Genomic DNA, 15,442 nt, shown 5'->3' with positions numbered 1-15,442 from the left:
GAAAATAGCCCGTAAAGGTGAGGTCAAATTTCGGTCCGGCGAATTTTGGGTATAACCTTTTCAATCAGCCCGGTATTTATATGGTGCTGCCCCCAATACTTCGCCCGCATCAGGTGCCTTAAGGTTTGCTTAGAATGTGGCCGCAAGGCTCGCGCCTGCGTTTAACCTGAACTGCTATGGATGGATTTGCTTATGCATTAGCATTTGCCATTTGCCTGAGCCTGTGACCAGGGTAAGGCCAGCAGCGATTTTTGATTCACAATAACCTGAAGCGTTGCTGCTTAGTGATGCAGCGACGCACCACCAACGGCCTATCCACATTCGACGACATTTCACGAAACCAGTATGATGCACATAACCAACGACAAGACCGACACCACAACATTCGAAATGGGCGGCAAATGTCCCTTCGGCGGCGACCGCATCGGCGGCGCGGAAGGCGCTTCGCCCACCCTGTCCGACTGGTACCCCAACCGGCTGCGCGTGGAGCTGCTGCACCACAATGCCCCTGGGGCCAATCCGCTCGGGGAGGACTTCAACTACGCCGAGGCATTCAACGCCATCGACCTGGAGGCGCTGAAGCAGGAAATCAAAGGCTTCCTGACTTCTTCGGTGGATTGGTGGCCGTCGGACTACCATAACTACGGCCCGCAGATGGTTCGCATGGCCTGGCACTCGGCCGGTACCTACCGCATTGCCGACGGCCGCGGGGGCGCCGGGGAGGCGCTGCAGCGCTTCGCGCCCATCAGCAGCTGGTGGGACAATGGCAACACCGACAAGTCGCGCCGCCTCCTCTGGCCCATCAAGCAGAAGTACGGCAGCGCCCTGTCCTGGGCCGACCTTATCGTGCTGACCGGCAACTGCGCGCTGGAAGTTATGGGCTTTCCCACCTACGGCTTCGCCGGCGGCCGCCACGATGCCTGGGAGGCCGACGATAGCACGTACTGGGGCCCCGAGGTGTGGGACGGCAAGAAAGTAAACACGCCCGACAGCATGGTGACGCGCGACAAGCGCTGGCGCGGCCAGAACGGCGATGCCGACTACGACCTCGAAAACCCGCTCGGGGCCACGCACCAGTCCCTGATTTACGTGAACCCCGAAGGCCCCTACGGCAAGGGCGACCCGCTGGGCTCGGCGCGGGATATTCGCATTTCCTTCTCCCGCATGGCAATGAACGACGAGGAGACCGTGGCCCTTATTGCCGGCGGCCACGCCTTCGGCAAGAGCCACGGCATGGTGCCGGCCGCCGAAATCGGGGCCCAGCCCGAGATTGCGCCGATGGAGCAGATGGGCCTGGGCTGGCACAACCCCAGGGGCAAGGGCAATGCCGAAGACACAATGACCAACGGCATTGAGGGCAGCTGGACGCCAAACCCCACCCAGTGGGACAACGACTACCTCATCAACCTGTTCAAATTTGACTGGGAGCAGACCAAGAGCCCGGCCGGTGCCATGCAGTGGACCCCGGTTGACAAGAGCGCACCCAAAACGCCCGACGCGCACATCCCCGGCCAGATGAACGCCCTGATGATGATGACGACCGACATCGCCCTGAAGGAAGACCCCGAATACCGCAAGGTGTGCGAGAAATTCCTCAACGATTTCGACGCCTTCACCCAGGCCTTTTCCAAAGCCTGGTACAAGCTGACCCACCGCGACATGGGCCCGCGCGAGCGCTACCTCGGGGCCGAGAAGCGCAACGAAAACGACCTGCTCTGGCAGGACCCCATCCCGGTAGCCGACTACACTGTAATCGAAGCTGCGGATATCGCGGCGCTGAAGAAGTCGATTATGGCAGCGGGCATTTCCGGGTCTGATTTGGTGTACACCGCGTTTTCGGCCGCCGTCACGCACCGCAGTAGCGACAAGCGCGGCGGTGCCAATGGCGGGCGGCTCGCGCTGGCCCCGCAAAAGGACTGGGCGGTGAACCGCCGCACAGTACCGGTTATTGCGGCCCTGCGCACGATAATGGACGAATTCAACGGCCAGCAGCAGGGAGGCAGGAAAGTATCGCTCGCCGACCTCATCGTGCTGGGCGGTTGCGCCGCGCTCGAAAAAGCAGCGGCCGATGCGGGCGTGGCCACCGAGGTGCCCTTCACGCCGGGCCGCCGCGACACCACGCAGGAACTCACCGACATTGAGATGTTTACGTGGCTGAAGCCCGTGGCCGATGGCTTCCGCAACTACCTCGACAAGGGGTTTGGTGAAATTTCGCAGGACGTTTCTCCGGAAGAAATGTTCCTTGATAAGGCGCAGCTACTCTCGCTCACCTCGCCGGAGTGGGTAGCGCTGACGGGTGGCTTGCGGGCCATGAACGCCAACCACGACGGCTCCCCCTACGGCATCTTTACCGACCGCGTGGGGGTGCTTACCAATGATTTCTTCACCGTACTCACAAGCACGGATTTCGATTGGAAGAAGGCGGACGCGAAGGGCATGACCTTCTCGCTCGACAACCGCGCGACGGGTGAAAGCCGCTTCGTGGCCACCCGGTCCGACCTAATCTTCGGCTCCAACGGCCAGTTACGCGCTGTTGCGGAAGTGTACGCCGGCAGCGATGGTCACAAGCGCTTCGTGAAGGCCTTTGTGAAGGCGTGGGATAAGGTGATGATGCTTGACCGCTACGACGTGAAAGTTTAAGGCCGACTCCGCCGGAGATTATGAGGCCCTGTCTGTATTGAAAACGAAGCCCATTGCGTCGTTTTTAATACAGACAGGGCCTCTTGCATTGTGCTGCTTTCCCTGCTGCTGCACAACCCCCGGCTCCCGATGCTGGAACAATACTCCATACCCAGGAAGAGCAATCAACTGAAATAATTAGTAAAAAACTGACTAACAGGTATTTGCTAGTTTGATATTCTTTGGTACCCGGTTGGCCTAGCAACCGGCATCACGGAATATTTTATGCGATTTTCTTTACCTGGCTCTTGGCTGGCCAGCGCCGCGCTAAGGTGCTTCTGCCTGCTGCTTTGCCTGCTGGGCCTGAGTGCAACTGCCCGCGCCGCCAGCTACTACTGGGTGGGCAATACCGGCACCTGGACCGACATGAGCCACTGGGCCAGCACCAGCGGCGGGGCCGGCAATGCCTACGCCAACGTGCCGAAAAACATCGATAACGTGTATTTCGACGCCACTTCTTTCACAGCCAACAGCCAGCGGGTAACCATTGTGGGCACCGTGACCTGCCGCGATATGACCTGGAGCGGCAACGTGCGCCAGGCCACCTTCGTGCAGGGAGCCAGCGGCGTGCTGGAGATAAACGGCGACTTGCACTACACCGCCACAATGGCCACGACGCCCGTTATCAACGTGCCCCACCGGATGCTGGCGGCCGCTACCGGCGCGGTGGTGGATATGCAGGGCGTACCGTTTGGGACGACGCTGCTCTTTGACAACGCCGCCGGCGGCTGGGCATTTACCAGCACTTTCAACGGCGCATCGGGGGCGGTGGTGAACATTTCGGCGGCTCGCCTGGTGAGCTTTGGCAGTGTCTCGCTCACATTCAGTACCCTGACTACCTACACGGGCTCAACTGCTGTGGCGAGCACGGTGGCGGGCACCCTCGACCTGGGCAGCAGCACGACCACGCTATTGGTGCAGGCCACCCCCGGCGCGCTCAACCTGAGCAACCCCAACCTAACGCTGACGGCCGGCACCAGCACCCTCAACGTGGGCGCCGGGGCCCTCACCAACTACACCAGCCCGGTCAGCTTTACCACCGGCAAGGCATTTGCTTTCAATACGGTAGCCGTGAATTCGGGAAATGGCGTGGTCTTCAACGTAGCCAACTCGTCGTTCAATGCCCTTACCGTGAGCAGCCGGGCTACGCTGAACAGCGCCGCCACCATCAGCGCCGGCGGCAGCCTCACGCTGGGGCCCGATGCGGCGCTGCTGGTGGGCACGGGCAGCACGAAGGTGCTGAGCTTTGGCAGCGGGGCCACCCTGGCCACAAGTGGCGGCTGCGCGGGCCTCGGCACGGTGCAGTCGATGCTGGCGGGCAGCCCGGCCATTCTGGCGCGCAGCGGGGGCTGGGCCTCGGCTCCGCTCAGCTACGCGGTGCTGCAGGACCTCACCTTCACGGATGGCAGCAGCGGCTACCCGGCCAACGGGGCCGCCGTGGCCACCGCCAGCGCCAACCAGGGCGGCACCTCGGGCATCGCCATCACGGGCCTGCCCGTGACCGACCTCTACTGGGTGGGCAACAGCGGCCGCTGGCACGACGCCAGCCACTGGGCCGGCACCAGCGGCGGCCCTGCCGGGGGCGCTACTTGCCTGCCCAATGTATTCACCAACGTGCATTTCGATGCCAATTCCTTCACGGCCCCGGGCCAGGCCGTGACCCTGGACCTGACCGGCCAGCAGTGCCGCGACATGGACTGGACGGGCGTGACGAACAAGCCCATGCTGAGCGCGACCTCCCGGTGCATGCTCACGGTGGCCGGCTCGCTGACGCTGGTGGGGCCAGCCAGCCTGACGCAGGCGCTGGCGGCCGATGTGTTTCTGGGCCAGCCGGGCGGGGGCAGCTACTCGCTCACCACGGCCGGCCAGCCGCTGGCGGCGCACCTGTGGTTTCGGACCCCAGGGGGCACTTACGCGCTGCTGGATGACGTGACCACCACCGGGCGCGTGTTCGTGGAGTCGGGCACGTTCACCACCAACGACCATGTTATCAGCGCGCAGGCTTTCAGCAGCGGCTACGCCTTTAATTATGGGGTGTACAGCACCGGCTCGGGGCCGGCGGGGCCCCGGAGCCTATCGCCGCCAACGGTGAACCTGGGCGCGAGCGTGCTAAATCTGCTGGGCACCAACACCCGCAACGATGCCAATGCGGCCGTGAGCAACTACGCCTGGGACGTGGCCAGCATTACGGCGGCGGGCATCACGACCACGCCCGTCGTGCTCAACGCCGGCAGCAGCACCATCAACCTGCTCAACGGCAACAACACGGCCTTCTACAATAGCATTTTCCGGGGCGGGCTGGGGCTCACGTACGGCACGGTCACTTTCGCCAACAATACCGGGGGCGCTTCGGCCACGATAATCGGCAATACCACCGCTTCCGATACGTTTCAGAACCTGCTGTTCTACGGGTCGGCCACCATCGGCAGCAACAACAACCTCAACGGGCAGCTGTTGCTGAGTCCGGGCAAAACCTACCTGTTTCCGAACGCCGCCACCCAGGCGTTCCGAAGCGGGGCCACGCTCAATGCAACCGGAACGTGCGCGAACTTCATCACCATCACGGGCCCTTCGAGCGCGGCGGCCACCAGCTTCGTATCGGCCGGCAACGGGCCGTTGCAATACGTGATAATGCAGTACACCGCTTTTTCGGGCGGCGCCACCTGGCAGGACCAGAGCGGGCTGGACAACGGCAATAACCTGGGCATCAGCATCACGCCCCCGCCGGCCCGCACCTTGTACTGGGTGGGCGGGGGCGGCAACTGGAACGATGCCGCGCACTGGAGCCTGAGCAGCGGCGGGCCGGGCGGCGAATGCACCCCCTCACTCGTTGATAACGTTCTGGTGGATGCCGGCTCGGTAACGACCACTGGCCAGACGCTGACCATCGACCTGGCCGCGTCCAACTGCCGCAGCATTGATTGCAGTGGCCTGACCAACGGCAAAAACCTGGCCCTGCGCAGCGTGGCCGGCAACCTGCTGAGCGTGTACGGCTCCGTGACCTGGGCCGCCGCGCCCAACATGACCCTGGCCCTGGCCGGGGGCCTGCTGATTCTCGGCCCCGGCACCGCCAGCACCCTCACCAGCGCCGGGCAGCGCCTGACGGGCAACCTCAACCTGAACGTGCCCGGCGGCAGCGTGACGCTGGCCGACCCGTTCAGCAGCACGGCCGGCATTACGCACACGGCCGGCACGTTTTCGACCAATGACCAGCCCGTCAGCATCCTCAACTACGCTACGTCGGGGGTGCTGGCGAAGGCCCTGCAGCTGGGCGCTTCGCCGCTGACCGTGAATGGCAGCTGGGTGGTGGCCATAACCGCCAACCTGACCGTGACGCCGGGCACTTCCCTGCTCACCGTGAATGCCAGCGCCTTCACCGGGGGCGGGCAGTCGTATAATGACGTGTTGATTGACAACCCCTTAACCGTAATTGCGCTGTCCGGGAACAACACGTTTCACAACCTCCAGCTCACCGGCTCCACCAACATCCTGGGCAGCAATACCATCAACGGCACGCTCACTTTCTTTCCCGGCCGGGCCTACGTTTTCACCGCTGCCACCACCACCAAATTCGGCCCCAGTGCCACGCTGGCATCGGTGGGCCTGAGCAACAACCCCGTCACGCTGCAAAGCACCGTGAACGGCAGCCTGTTTACCTGGACCAAGGCCACGGGCGGCATTTGCGCCGACTATACCTACATCCGCGACAGCCGGGCCACGGGCGGGGCCTACTTCGAAGCCGGCCGCAACGGGGCCAATGACCAAGGCAATAACCCGGGCTGGAGCTTCGGCTTCCTGCCCCGCGCCGACTACGCCAACCGCACCACCTGCCCGGCCGAGGGCGCGCACACGCTTCGCCTCGATTTCACGGCCTACGACGGCATCAACAACGTAACCGGCCTCGCGCTGACCACTGCGCAGTTCCCGCTCACCCTGCGCATTCACAACCTCACGGCCAACACCTACGAGGACGTGAGCGCCCCCGCCACGCCCTATTACTACCCCATCGCCACCAGCGCCGCCACCACGCAGTACCAGGTAGTGGCGCTGACCACGGCGGCCAACAGCGGCTGCGGCAGCACCAGCAACACCAACCTGAGCACCTTTCCGCTCGTGACCGATGCCCTCCTGGCCGGGCCGGCCGGCACCTGGAGCGGCAACAGTATTGCGGCCGACGGCAACTGGCTCGATTGCCACAACTGGGCCAGCGGCACCCTGCCCAACGCTACCACCGACGCCACCATCAACCGCAACACTACTTCGGTGAGCCTGGGCAACAGCCTGATAGCCAGCATACCCGTGCAGCCCACGCTGAATGCGGCCGGAGCGGCCGTGCACACGCTCACCATGCCGGCCGGCACCACCCTCACGCTGGGCAGCAACGGCCAGCTGGCCGTGGCCGGCAATTGGGTGAATACCGGCACCGTAACGCCGGCCGCCACCAGCCAGGTCACCTTCCAGGGCAGCAGCGCCCAGACCCTGACCGGCGGCACCTTCGGCAGCGTGGTGGTGAACAACCCCGCCGGCCTCACGCTCGCTACGGATGCCAGCACCAGCGGCAATCTGGTGCTCAATGCCGGCCTCATCACCACGGGCAGCCGCAAATGGGTGCACGGCAACGCCAGCGCCCCCAGCCTCAGCGGCTACAGCGCCGGCAGCTACGTGGCCGGCACCCTGCGCCGCGCCCTCACTCCCAATGTGGCGGCCACGTATGCCTTCCCCGTGGGCACGGCCAGCCAATATGCACTTTATGAGTTGATTGACAATAATCTGCGCGGCGCGGGCTTCGGCACCATAGATGCCAGCTTTGGCCCCAAGCCCGGCACCGATGCCAACCTGACCTACCACGAGCCCGGCTACCGCACCCCGTACAGCACCGTGCACAGCGCCGGGGTCTGGACGCTCACGCCCGGCACCCAGCCCAGCGCCGGCAGCTACGACGCCAAAGTGAGCCTATTACCCTTCAGTAGCCTGACCGACAATTACTTCGCCATCCTCAAACGCCCCGACACCAGCACCGACGCGGCCGACTGGACCGGCGGCGGCGGCAGCCTCAACCCCGACGGCGGCGCCGGCCGCCTGCGGGCCAATGGCTACGCCCTGCGCCTGGGCCTGAGCAGCTTCAGTCAGTTTGGCCTGGGCCTGACCCTGGGGGCCTCTCCCCTACCCGTAACGTTGGCCCGCTTTACCGCTACGGCCAGCGGCCCCTGCGACGTGCGGCTCGACTGGACCACGGCCAGCGAAACGCAGAGCGACCGGTTCGAGCTGGAGCGCAGCCCCGATGGCCGCTCGTTCGTGAAAATAGCGGCCATCACGAGCCGCAACAGCCCCGGCGGCAGCACCTACCGCTACCTCGACCAGCAGCCCGGCGCGGGGGTGAACTACTACCGCCTCCGGCTAATCGACCTGGACCACACCAGCACTTACAGTCCCATTACCGTCTTAACTGGGGCCTGCGGCACCGCCAGCACCGTGCGGCTGGTGCCCAACCCCACCACGAGCAGCGTGCGCCTCCTGGGGCTGTACCTTGGCCAAACCCTGCACATATATGCCAGCGATGGCCGCCTGGTATTCGCCGGCCCGGCCACGGAGGCTGACCAGGAGCTGGAAGTCAGCGGCTGGAGCCCGGGCCTGTACCTGGTCTACATTCGCAATGCCGATGGCGGGCTGGCGGGCGCGCAAAAGCTATTGAAGCAGTAGCGTATCGCTCGGAATAAGCAGTCCTCAGTTACCTGGAGCCCGCTGGGCAGAACCGGCTTACGCTTCTAGGTACGGGGCCGGTTGCGAAGTAGCTAGGCAAGTGGACGGGGGCGCACTGAAATGATACGCGCGTTTGCCATTCCGACCACTTTCAGAACAAGGCCGGCCCGTAGTTACTTTTAGCCCCGCCGGGAACGGGGCAGTGGCCTCCGCTGCTCCGCACCCCCGCCTTACACGGCAGGGGCCATCCGCTGGCTTCCGCTCAACGCTTCGCTCTTATGCACTCCCCCCTGATTTGGCTCCGCGTGGTGGCCGCTACGATGGCCCTGGCCTCCTGTTCCATGAAACTGGCGGCCGTGGCCGACAAAACCCCGGACCAGGTTCAGGCTACCTACGTCGTGACCAAGGATGTGCCCTACGGGGCCGACAAGGAGCAAACCATGGACGTTTACCGCTCGGCCGACGGTGCGAAGCGCCACGCCAAAAACTACACCGTTGTTTTCCTGCACGGCGGAGGATATTACCTCAGCGACAAAACCCGGGAAGAACGGTACATTCAGCCTTATTTGAAGAAAGGTGTCACCGTCGTTAACCTCAACTACCGGCTCAAGCGGGGCATTCCCGTGGCCTCGGAAGATTTAACGCTGGCCCTCAACTTCCTGGCGGCGCACCGCAGCACCTACCCCCTGAACCTGGAGCGGGTTGTGCTGACGGGCTTTTCCGCTGGTGCCCACATCGCCAGCCTGGTGGCCGTGACCGCCAACGACCCCACCTACCCGCACCCGCTCGTACCGGGCATCCACATTGCCGGCGTGGTCAACTTTTCCGGCCCGGTGGGCGGGCTAGATGTCGTGGAAGCGGTTTTCATGAATCATCCGGTGCCCGTCATGAAAGAAATCGGTCTGGCGCTGTTCCCCGAAACCGTCGGGTACGCGCCAAAAGAAACTACCCGGCAATACGAACCCCTCACTTATCTGGACCCGCGCGACCCGCCCTTTTTTATCTGGCACGGGGGCCAGGATGACCAGGTGCCGCCCGTTACGTTTACTGGCTTTGTGGACCAGCTCCAGCAGAACCGGCAAAAAAACACCGTGCTCTACGTGCCGGAGGGTCAACATAGCCCTTCCGCGAGCGAGCTGGAGGAGGCATACCGGAAGATATTCCTGTTTTTAGATGAGAAATAAGGCCATAGGGTACTAATTGGGCGGTTTTCTGGAATGATTAAACGGCTATCGTGGTACGGGCGCTACGCTTCAATACTGATTGGTCAGTGATGGGGCCCAGCCCTGCTCAAGCCGCTGTTATTATCCTTGTCGTTGGGGACACCATGGGTATCTTTGGGCTGTTCGCAGCCCTCTTTGGGTTGCTTTTATTCCGCAGCGCGTTTGTCATACCCCTCCAAATGTGCGTAGGCGTTAAACGAAGGCCGGGAAGCTCCACGGGAGCAACCCGGCCCGACTAACAGTCCACCGCCCCATTTTCCTTCCGCTATGATAACGACCATTGAAACGAACCCGGAAGCCGCGCGCCTGCAGGTATTGAGGCGCTACAATATCCTGGATACGCCGGAAGATGGCAGCATGAACCGCCTGGCCGGGCTGGCGGCCAAGGTTTTTAACATGCCCATAGCCCTCATTAGCCTGGTAGACGAGGACCGTATCTGGTTTAAGTCGCGCCACGGCCTGGACGCGGCGCAGATTGACCGGGGCGGCGGGCTGTGCGACTCAGCTATTCTTTCGGAGGAGGTTTACATTGTGGAGGATGCCCGCCGCGACCCGCGTACCCTGGCCAACCCACTGGTAGCAGGCGAGTTTGGCCTACGGTTTTACGCCGCCGCCCCGCTACAGACCCACGACGGCCACATGCTGGGCACGTTTTGCCTCATCGACCAGAAGCAGCGCTACCTGACCGAGGGCCAGAAACTGATATTGCAGGACTTGGCCGCTATTGCGATGGACGAGATTGAGCTACGCCTGGCCGCACGACTGGCGGCCCAGGAAAATGACCGGCAGCTAGCCGAGTTGAAGCAGCAGCTGGCCCGCAAGGCCTAAACCCGGCAAATAGTCTGCACTAAAAAAGCAGCCGGTGCAAGGGGCTCAGAGCAGTTTTCAGGTTTATACAGTTTAGGAGGCCAGCAAGCAGTAACGCGAACTTTGTAGTTCGCGTCCCCACGCTGTCAGAGCCGTTCTAACGGCGCGGGGACGCGAACTACAAAGTTCGCGCTACGTGTACACGAATCTGAAAACCGCTCTAAGGCGAAGCAAAAAGGCCAGGGGCACCCTTCGCCCTTACATACTGCGAAGCCACTCGGAGGCAGTAGACAGGTTGGAAAACGACATAAAAATTATGCCGGCAGCGGTTTGTTCCACGGCCAGCTCGGCCGAAAGCTGGCTGTAGCGCTCTGCCGAATGCACCCACGAGAAGTAGCGGCAGCCAGCCGCGTAGAGTTGCGGGAAAAATACATCGCTCCCCCATTTGGCTGCATCGGCCCATAGGCCGTAAACGTGAGTGTTGTCATTCAGCACTTTGGCGCACCGCTCCTGCTGCAGCAGTTCAAGCACTTTGAGGGCCCCAGCCATCACGGACTCGTCATCGAGCTTGCCGTGCCAGTCGAGGTACAGCCAGTCGTCGGCGTAGCTGTAGGAGATGGTGAGGCTGGGGGTATCGTGAAGAATGCGCTGGGCCATGACAGAAAATAACTGAGCGGGTATGCGGCCCCACCCACGCAGCATTGGGGCGGGGGGCGATGGGGTTTACTAAGCAAAGATGCACACTGGTTGTTGCGCTGCGGCCAATAACCCCCAGGAATTGGCAGCCGGCCGGTGCCATTGCTGTGATTACTGACTACTTACGACGGACTACCTGCTAAGCAGGTCCGCGCATTGCCGCGCAATCTCCAACTCTTCGGCCGTTGGAATAACCAGGATTTTCACCCGGCTTTCCGGCCGGTTCAACTCCCGCAGGCCGGGCAGGCGCTGCTGGTTTTTATCCTCGTCCAGGTTGAGCCCGAAAAACTCCATGTTTTCACAGACCCGCGAGCGGACCAGCGCATCGTTTTCGCCCACGCCCGCCGTGAAAACGATGGCATCCAGCCCGTTAAGTACGGCGGTGTAGGCCCCGATGTACTGGCGAATGCGGTAGGCGTAGAGGTCGTAGGCCAGCGCGGCGCGGGCATCGCCAGCGGCCAGCGCCGCGCCGATGTCGCGCATGTCGTTGGAGCCGGTCAGGCCCAGCATGCCGCTTTCCTTGTTGAGCAGGGTGTTCACTTGCTCCGCGGTGTAGCCCAGCGGCCCCAGCAGGTACAGCAGCACCGACGGGTCGATATCCCCCGAGCGGGTGCCCATCACCAGGCCCGCCAACGGGCTGAACCCCATGCTAGTATCCAGCGACTGCCCATCCCGCACGGCAGCCATGCTGCACCCGTTGCCCAGGTGAATGGTGATGAGCCGGGCATCGGGCTTTTGGAGGTAAGCGGCAGCCTGCGCGGCCACGTACTGGTGGCTGGTGCCGTGGAAGCCGTACTTACGGATGCGCTGCTCGGTGTAGAGGGCCGTGGGCAGGGCGTAGCGAAACGCGCGTTCGGGCAGGGTCTGGTGAAACGCCGTATCGAACACTGCTACTTGCCGGGCCTGCGCAAACACGCGCTCGGCCACCTCAATGCCCACGTAGTTGGCCGGATTGTGCAGCGGGGCCAGCGCAAACAGCCGCTTGATTTCGGCCTTCACCGCAGGCGTGATGCGCGTGGCCGCCGCGTAGGTTTCGCCCCCGTGCACCACCCGGTGCCCGACTATCGCAATATCGGCCGGGTCTGCGATAATGCCGCCGGGCGCGGCCGTTAGCAGGCGCACCACTTCGTGCAGGCCCGCTTCGTGGTCGGCCAGCGGCAGGGTTAGCTTGGTTTCGGCCGGCGGGTTGGCGGGGGCCTGCAGGTCGAAAACCTGGTGGGTAATGGTGGCCTGCGCCGAGCCGACGCGCTCTACCAGTCCGCTGCACACGGGCCGCTCGGCCGGCCAGCGAAATAGCTGATACTTAATGGAGCTGCTGCCGGAATTGAGAACGAAGATATTCACCCTGTTTAATTATGAATTAAAAATTATGAGTTATAAATGAATGCTTTACGAATTGCTGGTTTGGGTAATTCATCATTTTCAATTCATAACTCATAATTAGAGCGGTTTTCAGATTCGTGTACACATAGCGCGAACTTTGTCGTTCGCGTCCCCGCGCCGTTAGAGCAGTTCGAACGGCGCGGGGACGCGAACTACAAAGTTCGCGCTACTGCCTGCGGGTCTCCTAAGCTGCACCTAAACCCGAAAACTGCTCTAAAATTACCCCTGCTGGCTTTGAATGGCGGTAATAACAACGGTGTTGAACACGTCGTCCACGGTGCAGCCCCGGCTCAGGTCGTTCACCGGCTTGTTCAGGCCCTGCAGGACCGGGCCGATGGCCAGCGCGCCGGTTTCGCGCTGCACGGCTTTGTAGGTGTTGTTGCCGGTGTTCAAATCGGGGAAGATGAGCACGCTGGCCTGGCCGGCCACTTCCGAATCGGGCAGTTTCAGGCGGCCCACGAGCGGGTCCACGGCCGCGTCGTACTGGATGGGGCCTTCCACTTTCAAGTCGGGGCGGCGCTGGCGCACCAGCTCGGTGGCCTGGCGCACCTTCTCTACATCGGCCCCCGCGCCGGAGGTGCCCGACGAGTACGAGAGCATGGCTACCCGGGGCTCGATGCCAAAGGCCGCGCTACTATCGGCCGAGGAAATGGCGATTTCGGCCAGCTGCTCGGCCGTGGGGTTGGGGTTCACGGCGCAGTCGCCGAACACCGCCACGCGGTCGGGCAGGCACATGAAAAACACCGACGACACCACCGACACGCCGGGCTTGGTTTTGATGAACTGCAGCGCCGGCCGGATGGTGTGCTGCGTGGTGTGCACCGCCCCCGAAACCATGCCGTCGGCATCGCCCATGTACACCATCATCGAGCCGAAGTACGACACATCGCGCAGCAGGTCGCGGGCCATGTCGTGGTTCACGCCCTTGTCCTTGCGCAGCTCGTAAAACGTTTCCACGTAGCCGGCGTAGAGGGCCGAATTCACCGGGTCGATGATGCGCAGGTGCTCGGCTGGCATGGTGAGGCCCAGGCGCTTGATGGAGGCGGCCACCATGGCCGGGTCACCCAGAATGGTGAGGTCCACCACGTTCTGGTGCAGCAGCAGGGCGGCGGCGCGCAGAATGCGGTCGTCGTTGCCCTCGGGCAGCACGATGTGGCGGCGCGAGCGCCGGGCCCATTGCAGGAGCCGGTACTGGAACATGTGGGGCGTGAGCCCCTCGGACTGGAAGCTGACCAGCTTTTCGCGCAGCGCCGGCACGTCCACGTAACGGTCGAAAGTGCTGATGGCCAGCTGAATTTTCCGGGGATTGTCGGGCGTGAGGCGCGAGCGGATGGCGCTCACCCGCGTGGTGGTTTCGAAGGTGCCGGTGGCTACGGCCAGAATGGGCACGGCATCGGGCAGGCCCTCGAGCAGCCGCCGCACGGGCTCGTCGGGCTCCGTGCCGGTGGAGAGCACGATGCCCGCCACCTTGGGGTAGTTGGCCGACAAATCTGCCTGCAGGGCACACACGATGATGTCGCCACGGTCGCCCGGCGTCACAATCAGCACATTCTCCTTGAGGTAGTTGAGGAAGTTGGGCACCTGCATGGCCCCAATCACGTAGTTATCGACCTGATTGCCCAGGCCCGCCTCTCCAAACAGCAGCTTGCCCCCCAGCCCAGCCTGGATTTCGCGCATGGTGGGGTGCAGCAGGTTTGGGTCGTCGGGGATGAGGGCGAGCAGCACTTCGGCCGGCAGCTGGTCGCGCAGCAGCGCCTGCACATCGGCCACCTGGGCCGGGGCAATGCGGTTGGCCACCACTTGCAGCACGGGCACCTCGCGGCTCTCGAAGTTGCGCAGCGTGGTGAGCACGGCGCTCACGACCTGGGCCGTGCTCTTGCCCTGCCCCGACACCACCAGGATGACGGGCACACCCAGGTTTTTGGCAATCGAGACGTTGGCGTCGAACTCAAACGCCGTGCCCGGCCCCACGAAGTCGCTGCCCTCCACCACCGTGAAATCGCAGGTGTCTTCCCAGTGCTTAAACCGGCGAATCACGGTGTCAATCAGCTCGCCCTGCGCGCCGGTTTCCATTAGTGCCAGGGCCTCGGCACGGGTGTAGGCGTAGGTATCGGCGGCGGGCAGCGGCAGCTTAAAGTAGCTGCTGATGGTGGCCAGGCGCGGGTCGGGCTCCTGGGCGGGGTCGTAGTCGATGAGCGGCTTGAAGTAGCCCACCTGCCGCGTTTGGCCCAGCAGCATATTTACCAGCCCCAGCGTAATCAGCGACTTCCCGCTGTAGGGCTCGGCGGCGGCAATGAAAACAGCTTTCGTCATGCTTACCTAACGCAGCCGTGCCCGCATCCGTTGACCAATGGCTGAGCTTATGCTGTAATAACGGCATTTTTTAAGTAGGTCGTGCTATATTTTTCGCTCTTTGAGCGCCCCCTCACTGAGCGGCTTTGCATCCAAGCGGTGAAGCTGGTAGAACACCGCCCCGAAGAAGAGAAAGAAGATAAAGTCGTTGAGCCCGTAAACCGAGTAGAACACGCCGGCAAACAAGTCCCTGGCGTACACGGCGCCCACATCGTGGGTCGTAATCCAACGGAACCAGACCACGGCGTACACCAGCTTTTCGACCACGAATGCGCCCACGGCCCACTTCACGTACTGGTAGCGGGTGGCCACGGCCAGAAAAACCAGCCCCCAGACGGCAATCATCAGCAAGCCAAAATTGGACATGACTACCGGGTCAGTTTCCGGAATAACCGCATTCGTGAAGGCCCGCGACAGGAACAGCACGGCCAGAATATTGACCAGCCCGGCGGCAATGAATCCGTTGCGGATAAAAGTATTACGCATGCTTGGTGGGTTCGTTTTCTCAGGAAGCCGACAATGGCATCGACACAGGCGAGCAGCAGGCTCAATCCTGGCTATACGAAGAACATGCATATGGGGGGCAGCGCATCGCAGACACT

General features: G+C 62.8%; 8 protein-coding genes. 4 read left to right on the top strand and 4 right to left on the bottom strand.

Annotated elements, in window-relative coordinates; translation table 11 throughout:
- Positions 1 to 345: 345 nt before the first annotated feature.
- The 4 genes from katG (at position 346) to HBN54_RS17600 (ending at position 10,430) form a co-directional block, all read left to right on the top strand.
- Positions 346 to 2,640 (top strand): catalase/peroxidase HPI, encoded by a 2,295-nt coding sequence (gene katG, locus HBN54_RS17615; RefSeq protein ID WP_168674543.1) that lies wholly within the window; start codon positions 346 to 348, stop codon positions 2,638 to 2,640.
- A gap of 264 nt (positions 2,641 to 2,904) precedes the next feature.
- Positions 2,905 to 8,379: a T9SS type A sorting domain-containing protein gene (locus HBN54_RS17610; protein ID WP_168674542.1), complete on the top strand. Its 5,475-nt coding sequence runs from the start codon at positions 2,905 to 2,907 to the stop codon at positions 8,377 to 8,379.
- Between the two features lie 278 nt (positions 8,380 to 8,657).
- Positions 8,658 to 9,563 carry an alpha/beta fold hydrolase gene (locus HBN54_RS17605; protein WP_168674541.1) on the top strand — a complete coding sequence of 302 codons (906 nt, stop codon included), beginning with the start codon at positions 8,658 to 8,660 and terminating at the stop codon, positions 9,561 to 9,563.
- Between the two features lie 306 nt (positions 9,564 to 9,869).
- The gene (locus HBN54_RS17600; RefSeq protein WP_168674540.1) at positions 9,870 to 10,430 is read left to right on the top strand and encodes a GAF domain-containing protein; all 561 of its coding nucleotides are present in this window, start codon (positions 9,870 to 9,872) and stop codon (positions 10,428 to 10,430) included.
- Positions 10,431 to 10,667: 237 nt separating this feature from the next.
- On the opposite strand, the gene HBN54_RS17595 is transcribed toward HBN54_RS17600, so the two are convergent.
- From HBN54_RS17595 to HBN54_RS17580, 4 genes are all read right to left on the bottom strand, one after another.
- The gene (locus HBN54_RS17595; protein ID WP_168674539.1) at positions 10,668 to 11,066 is read right to left on the bottom strand and encodes a hypothetical protein; all 399 of its coding nucleotides are present in this window, start codon (positions 11,064 to 11,066) and stop codon (positions 10,668 to 10,670) included.
- A 171-nt stretch (positions 11,067 to 11,237) separates the two neighbouring features.
- On the bottom strand, positions 11,238 to 12,449 hold the full coding sequence (locus HBN54_RS17590; protein ID WP_168674538.1) for an acetate/propionate family kinase: 1,212 nt from the start codon (positions 12,447 to 12,449) through the stop codon (positions 11,238 to 11,240).
- A gap of 258 nt (positions 12,450 to 12,707) precedes the next feature.
- Positions 12,708 to 14,801, bottom strand: coding sequence for a phosphate acetyltransferase (pta, locus tag HBN54_RS17585; RefSeq protein ID WP_168674537.1), 2,094 nt, complete (start codon positions 14,799 to 14,801; stop codon positions 12,708 to 12,710).
- 84 nt (positions 14,802 to 14,885) lie between these two features.
- Positions 14,886 to 15,326 carry a hypothetical protein gene (locus HBN54_RS17580; protein WP_168674536.1) on the bottom strand — a complete coding sequence of 147 codons (441 nt, stop codon included), beginning with the start codon at positions 15,324 to 15,326 and terminating at the stop codon, positions 14,886 to 14,888.
- Between the last annotated feature and the right edge of the window lie 116 nt (positions 15,327 to 15,442).

The organism is Hymenobacter artigasi (assembly GCF_012275535.1).
In the GTDB taxonomy this organism is placed as follows: domain Bacteria; phylum Bacteroidota; class Bacteroidia; order Cytophagales; family Hymenobacteraceae; genus Hymenobacter; species Hymenobacter artigasi.
This window is presented reverse-complemented; position numbering and strand designations above follow the sequence as displayed.

What these genes read in the sequence shown, in the direction of transcription:
- HBN54_RS17580 (WP_168674536.1), bottom strand. Translation starts at nt 15,326, where the DNA reads ATGCGTAATACTTTTATCCGCAACGGATTCATTGCCGCCGGGCTGGTC.
- HBN54_RS17610 (WP_168674542.1), top strand. Translation starts at nt 2,905, where the DNA reads ATGCGATTTTCTTTACCTGGCTCTTGGCTGGCCAGCGCCGCGCTAAGG.
- HBN54_RS17595 (WP_168674539.1), bottom strand. Translation starts at nt 11,066, where the DNA reads ATGGCCCAGCGCATTCTTCACGATACCCCCAGCCTCACCATCTCCTAC.
- pta (WP_168674537.1), bottom strand. Translation starts at nt 14,801, where the DNA reads ATGACGAAAGCTGTTTTCATTGCCGCCGCCGAGCCCTACAGCGGGAAG.
- HBN54_RS17600 (WP_168674540.1), top strand. Translation starts at nt 9,870, where the DNA reads ATGATAACGACCATTGAAACGAACCCGGAAGCCGCGCGCCTGCAGGTA.
- katG (WP_168674543.1), top strand. Translation starts at nt 346, where the DNA reads ATGATGCACATAACCAACGACAAGACCGACACCACAACATTCGAAATG.
- HBN54_RS17605 (WP_168674541.1), top strand. Translation starts at nt 8,658, where the DNA reads ATGCACTCCCCCCTGATTTGGCTCCGCGTGGTGGCCGCTACGATGGCC.